4 protein-coding genes are annotated in these 4,046 nt (G+C 70.9%); 3 read left to right on the plus strand and 1 reads right to left on the minus strand.

Annotated features, from left to right (window positions below):
* Nucleotides 1-108: 108 nt before the first annotated feature.
* The 3 genes from gcvH (at nt 109) to IH50_RS0124955 (ending at nt 3,288) form a co-directional block, all read left to right on the plus strand.
* A complete protein-coding gene (gene gcvH, locus IH50_RS0124945) occupies nt 109-486 on the plus strand; it encodes a glycine cleavage system protein GcvH (protein ID WP_030866455.1) in 378 nt (125 codons plus the stop codon).
* A gap of 14 nt (nt 487-500) precedes the next feature.
* Nucleotides 501-1,760 carry a serine hydroxymethyltransferase gene (glyA, locus tag IH50_RS0124950; RefSeq protein ID WP_030866459.1) on the plus strand — a complete coding sequence of 420 codons (1,260 nt, stop codon included), beginning with the start codon at nt 501-503 and terminating at the stop codon, nt 1,758-1,760.
* A gap of 160 nt (nt 1,761-1,920) precedes the next feature.
* Nucleotides 1,921-3,288: an L-serine ammonia-lyase gene (locus IH50_RS0124955; RefSeq protein WP_030866460.1), complete on the plus strand. Its 1,368-nt coding sequence runs from the start codon at nt 1,921-1,923 to the stop codon at nt 3,286-3,288.
* A gap of 135 nt (nt 3,289-3,423) precedes the next feature.
* Here the strand turns inward: IH50_RS0124955 and IH50_RS0124960 are convergent, their stop codons facing one another.
* A complete protein-coding gene (locus tag IH50_RS0124960) occupies nt 3,424-4,014 on the minus strand; it encodes a type VII secretion system-associated protein (protein WP_234328235.1) in 591 nt (196 codons plus the stop codon).
* Nucleotides 4,015-4,046 lie beyond the last annotated feature (32 nt).

A 4,046-nucleotide genomic window follows, 5' to 3' on the forward strand; every position in this document is an offset into this window, starting at 1 on the left:
GTAGACGACTTTCCGCGCGTGAGGTGAGCACGCCGTGCCTGCTCACCGGCGCCGCACCGCAGTCCCCTCCGTCATCAGCAGTCCCCCGCGTACAGGAGAATTCAGGCCATGAGCAACCCCCAGCAGCTGCGTTACAGCAAGGAGCACGAGTGGCTGTCGGCCGCCCAGGACGGCGTGTCGACGGTCGGTATCACGGAGCACGCGGCCAACGCGCTCGGCGACGTGGTCTTCGTCCAGCTCCCCGAGGTCGGTGACACCGTGACCGCGGGCGAGACCTGCGGCGAGCTGGAGTCGACCAAGTCGGTCAGCGACCTGTACTCCCCGGTCACCGGTGAGATCACCGAGGTCAACGAGGACGTGGTGAACGACCCGTCGCTGGTGAACTCCGCTCCCTTCGAGGGTGGCTGGCTGTTCAAGGTGCGCGTCGCCGACGAGCCGGCCGACCTGCTGACCGCCGCCGAGTACGACGCCCACATCGCGGGCTGAGGAGCCGTAGCCGCATGTCGCTTCTGAACACCCCCCTGCACGAGCTCGACCCGGCGGTGGCCGCCGCGGTCGACGCCGAGCTGCACCGCCAGCAGTCCACCCTCGAGATGATCGCCTCGGAGAACTTCGCCCCGGTCGCGGTCATGGAGGCCCAGGGCTCGGTCCTCACCAACAAGTACGCCGAGGGCTACCCCGGCCGCCGCTACTACGGCGGCTGCGAGCACGTCGACGTGATCGAGCAGATCGCCATCGACCGGGTCAAGGAGCTCTTCGGCGCCGAGCACGCCAACGTGCAGCCGCACTCGGGCGCGCAGGCCAACGCGGCCGCGATGTTCGCGCTGCTCAAGCCCGGTGACACGATCATGGGCCTGAACCTCGCGCACGGCGGGCACCTGACCCACGGCATGAAGATCAATTTCTCCGGCAAGCTCTACGACGTGGTCGCCTACCACGTCGGCGACGACGGCCAGGTCGACATGGCCGAGGTCGAGCGCCTCGCCAAGGAGAAGAAGCCGAAGCTGATCGTGGCCGGCTGGTCGGCGTACCCGCGTCAGCTCGACTTCGCCGCGTTCCGCCGGATCGCGGACGAGGTCGGCGCGTACCTCATGGTCGACATGGCGCACTTCGCCGGCCTGGTCGCCGCGGGCCTGCACCCGAACCCGGTGCCGCACGCCCACGTCGTGACGACCACCACCCACAAGACCCTCGGCGGCCCGCGCGGCGGTGTGATCCTCTCCACGGCCGAGCTGGCCAAGAAGATCAACTCCGCGGTCTTCCCCGGTCAGCAGGGCGGCCCGCTGGAGCACGTGATCGCCGCCAAGGCGGTCGCCTTCAAGGTGTGCGCCTCCGAGGACTTCAAGGAGCGCCAGCGCCGTACCCTGGAGGGCGCCCGCATCCTGGCCGAGCGCCTGGTCAAGGACGATGTGAAGGCCGTGGGCGTGGACGTGCTGTCCGGCGGCACGGACGTGCACCTGGTCCTGGTCGACCTGCGGAACTCCGAGCTGGACGGCCAGCAGGCCGAGGACCGCCTCCACGAGGTCGGCATCACCGTCAACCGCAACGCGATCCCGAACGACCCGCGCCCGCCGATGGTCACCTCGGGCCTGCGCATCGGTACGCCCGCCCTGGCCACCCGCGGCTTCACGGCCGAGGACTTCGCCGAGGTCGCGGACGTGATCGCCGAGGCGCTGAAGCCGTCCTTCGACGTGGAGGCGCTCCGGGCCCGGGTGACGGCACTCGCCGCGAAGCACCCGCTGTACCCCGGTCTGCAGTAATTTCGTACGCTTTCCCACGTACGAACATCAGGGGCATCGCGCACACTGGGTCGGTGGGCGCGGTGCCCCGCACCATGTACCGCCGCACCGACGACCCCCTCTTCTGAACCACCCCTTCCCGGTGGACAGCGTCGTCCGCCGAACCCTTAGGAGTCCTCCCGTGGCCATCTCGGTCTTCGATCTCTTCTCGATCGGCATCGGCCCGTCCAGCTCGCACACGGTCGGCCCGATGCGGGCGGCCCGGATGTTCGCCCGGCGGCTGCGCAACGAGGACCTGCTGGACTCCGTCGCCTCGGTCCGGGCGGAGCTGTACGGCTCCCTGGGCGCCACCGGCCACGGCCACGGCACGCCCAAGGCGGTGCTGCTGGGCCTGGAGGGCGACTCGCCGCGCACGGTGGACGTGGAGTCGGCCGACGAGCGGGTGGAGAAGATCAAGGACGGTGGCCGGATCCGGCTGCTCGGCGAGCACGAGATCGCGTTCTCCTTCGACGACGACATGGTGCTGCACCGCCGCAAGGCGCTCCCGTACCACGCCAACGGCATGACCCTGTGGGCGTACGACGCCTCCGGTACGGAGCTGCTGACCAAGACGTACTACTCGGTCGGCGGCGGTTTCGTCGTGGACGAGGACGCGGTCGGCGCGGACCGCATCGTGCTGGACGACACGGTCCTGAAGTACCCCTTCCGCACGGGCGACGAGCTGCTGCGCCTCACCCGGGAGACCGGCCTGTCCATCTCCGCCCTGATGCTGGAGAACGAGCGCGCCTGGCGGAGCGAGGAGGAGATCCGCGCGGGCCTGCTGGAGATCTGGCGGGTGATGCGGGCGTGCGTGGACCGGGGCATGTCCCGCGAGGGCATCCTGCCGGGCGGCCTGAAGGTGCGCCGCCGCGCCGCGAACACCGCGCGCAAGCTGCGCTCCGAGGGGGACCCGCAGGCCCTCGCCATGGAGTGGATCACCCTGTACGCCATGGCCGTGAACGAGGAGAACGCGGCCGGCGGCCGGGTCGTCACCGCCCCGACGAACGGCGCGGCCGGGATCATCCCCGCCGTCCTGCACTACTACATGAACTTCGTGCCCGGCGCCGACGAGGAGGGCGTGGTCCGCTTCCTGCTGGCGGCCGGCGCGATCGGCATGCTCTTCAAGGAGAACGCCTCGATCTCCGGCGCCGAGGTCGGCTGCCAGGGCGAGGTCGGCTCCGCCTGCTCGATGGCGGCGGGCGCGCTGGCGGAGGTGCTGGGCGGCTCCCCCGAGCAGGTGGAGAACGCCGCCGAGATCGGCATGGAACACAACCTCGGCCTGACCTGCGACCCCGTCGGGGGTCTGGTGCAGATCCCGTGCATCGAGCGCAACGGCATGGCCGCGGTGAAGGCGGTCACGGCGGCCCGGATGGCGATGCGCGGCGACGGCTCGCACAAGGTGTCCCTGGACAAGGTCATCAAGACGATGAAGGACACCGGCGCGGACATGTCGGTCAAGTACAAGGAGACGGCCCGGGGCGGGCTCGCGGTGAACATCATCGAGTGCTGAAGGGGCAGGCCCCGGCCCCTGTGCGTCGAGTCCCGGGTGCCGGGACCGAGCGGTGTCGGTGAGGTTCATGCCCTCGGCGGGCTCCGCCTGCGCGCGGGCACGGCGTGATGTGCGTCGCGCCGGGCAAGGGGACCGTTACCCGAGGGCATCAGGAGGGCCGGGTGTGTCGTCCGGTCGTGTTCTGTCCGTGATCGTCTCCGCGAGCTGATCGGGCTCCAGTACCGTGCCCGCCGGGCCGGCCGGGTTGACGTAGAGGGCGTGGCCGGGTGGGAGGCGGTCCAGGAGGGCCGGGACGGTGACGCGTTCGGAGGCGAAACCGCCTGCCGCGTCGAGGTGGGGCGGGGCGGTGAAGACCGGGACGACGAGTCTGCCGTCCCCGACGGAGGCGGTCACCGGTGTGCCGTCCGGCAGGGTCGGCACCGCCACCTCTGCGGTGGCCAGGGCGCGCAGGGCGTCCTCGACCGGTCCGTACCCGGTGACCGCGAGCTGGAGGGCAGCGTCGACGTCGTCGGTGGGCTCGGGCCAGCCGAGCGCTTCCGGGGAGGGGCGGTACGCCTCGTTGTCCTCCCACTCCTCGATCTCGCCGGCCGCTCCCGTGCGCCAGCGGCCGACCACGACCCGGTCCGGCGGCACGCCTTCGCCGTCCCAGCCGGGGTCGATCATGCTGATCCAGTGGTCCGGCACGAGCCGTGCGGCCTCGACGATGTCGTCGGGGGGTGTGGGCATCGTCGTCGTCCCGCTCCGGTCACTCATCTCGT

Source organism: Streptomyces sp. NRRL S-37 (assembly GCF_000721605.1).
Lineage (GTDB): Bacteria > Actinomycetota > Actinomycetes > Streptomycetales > Streptomycetaceae > Streptomyces.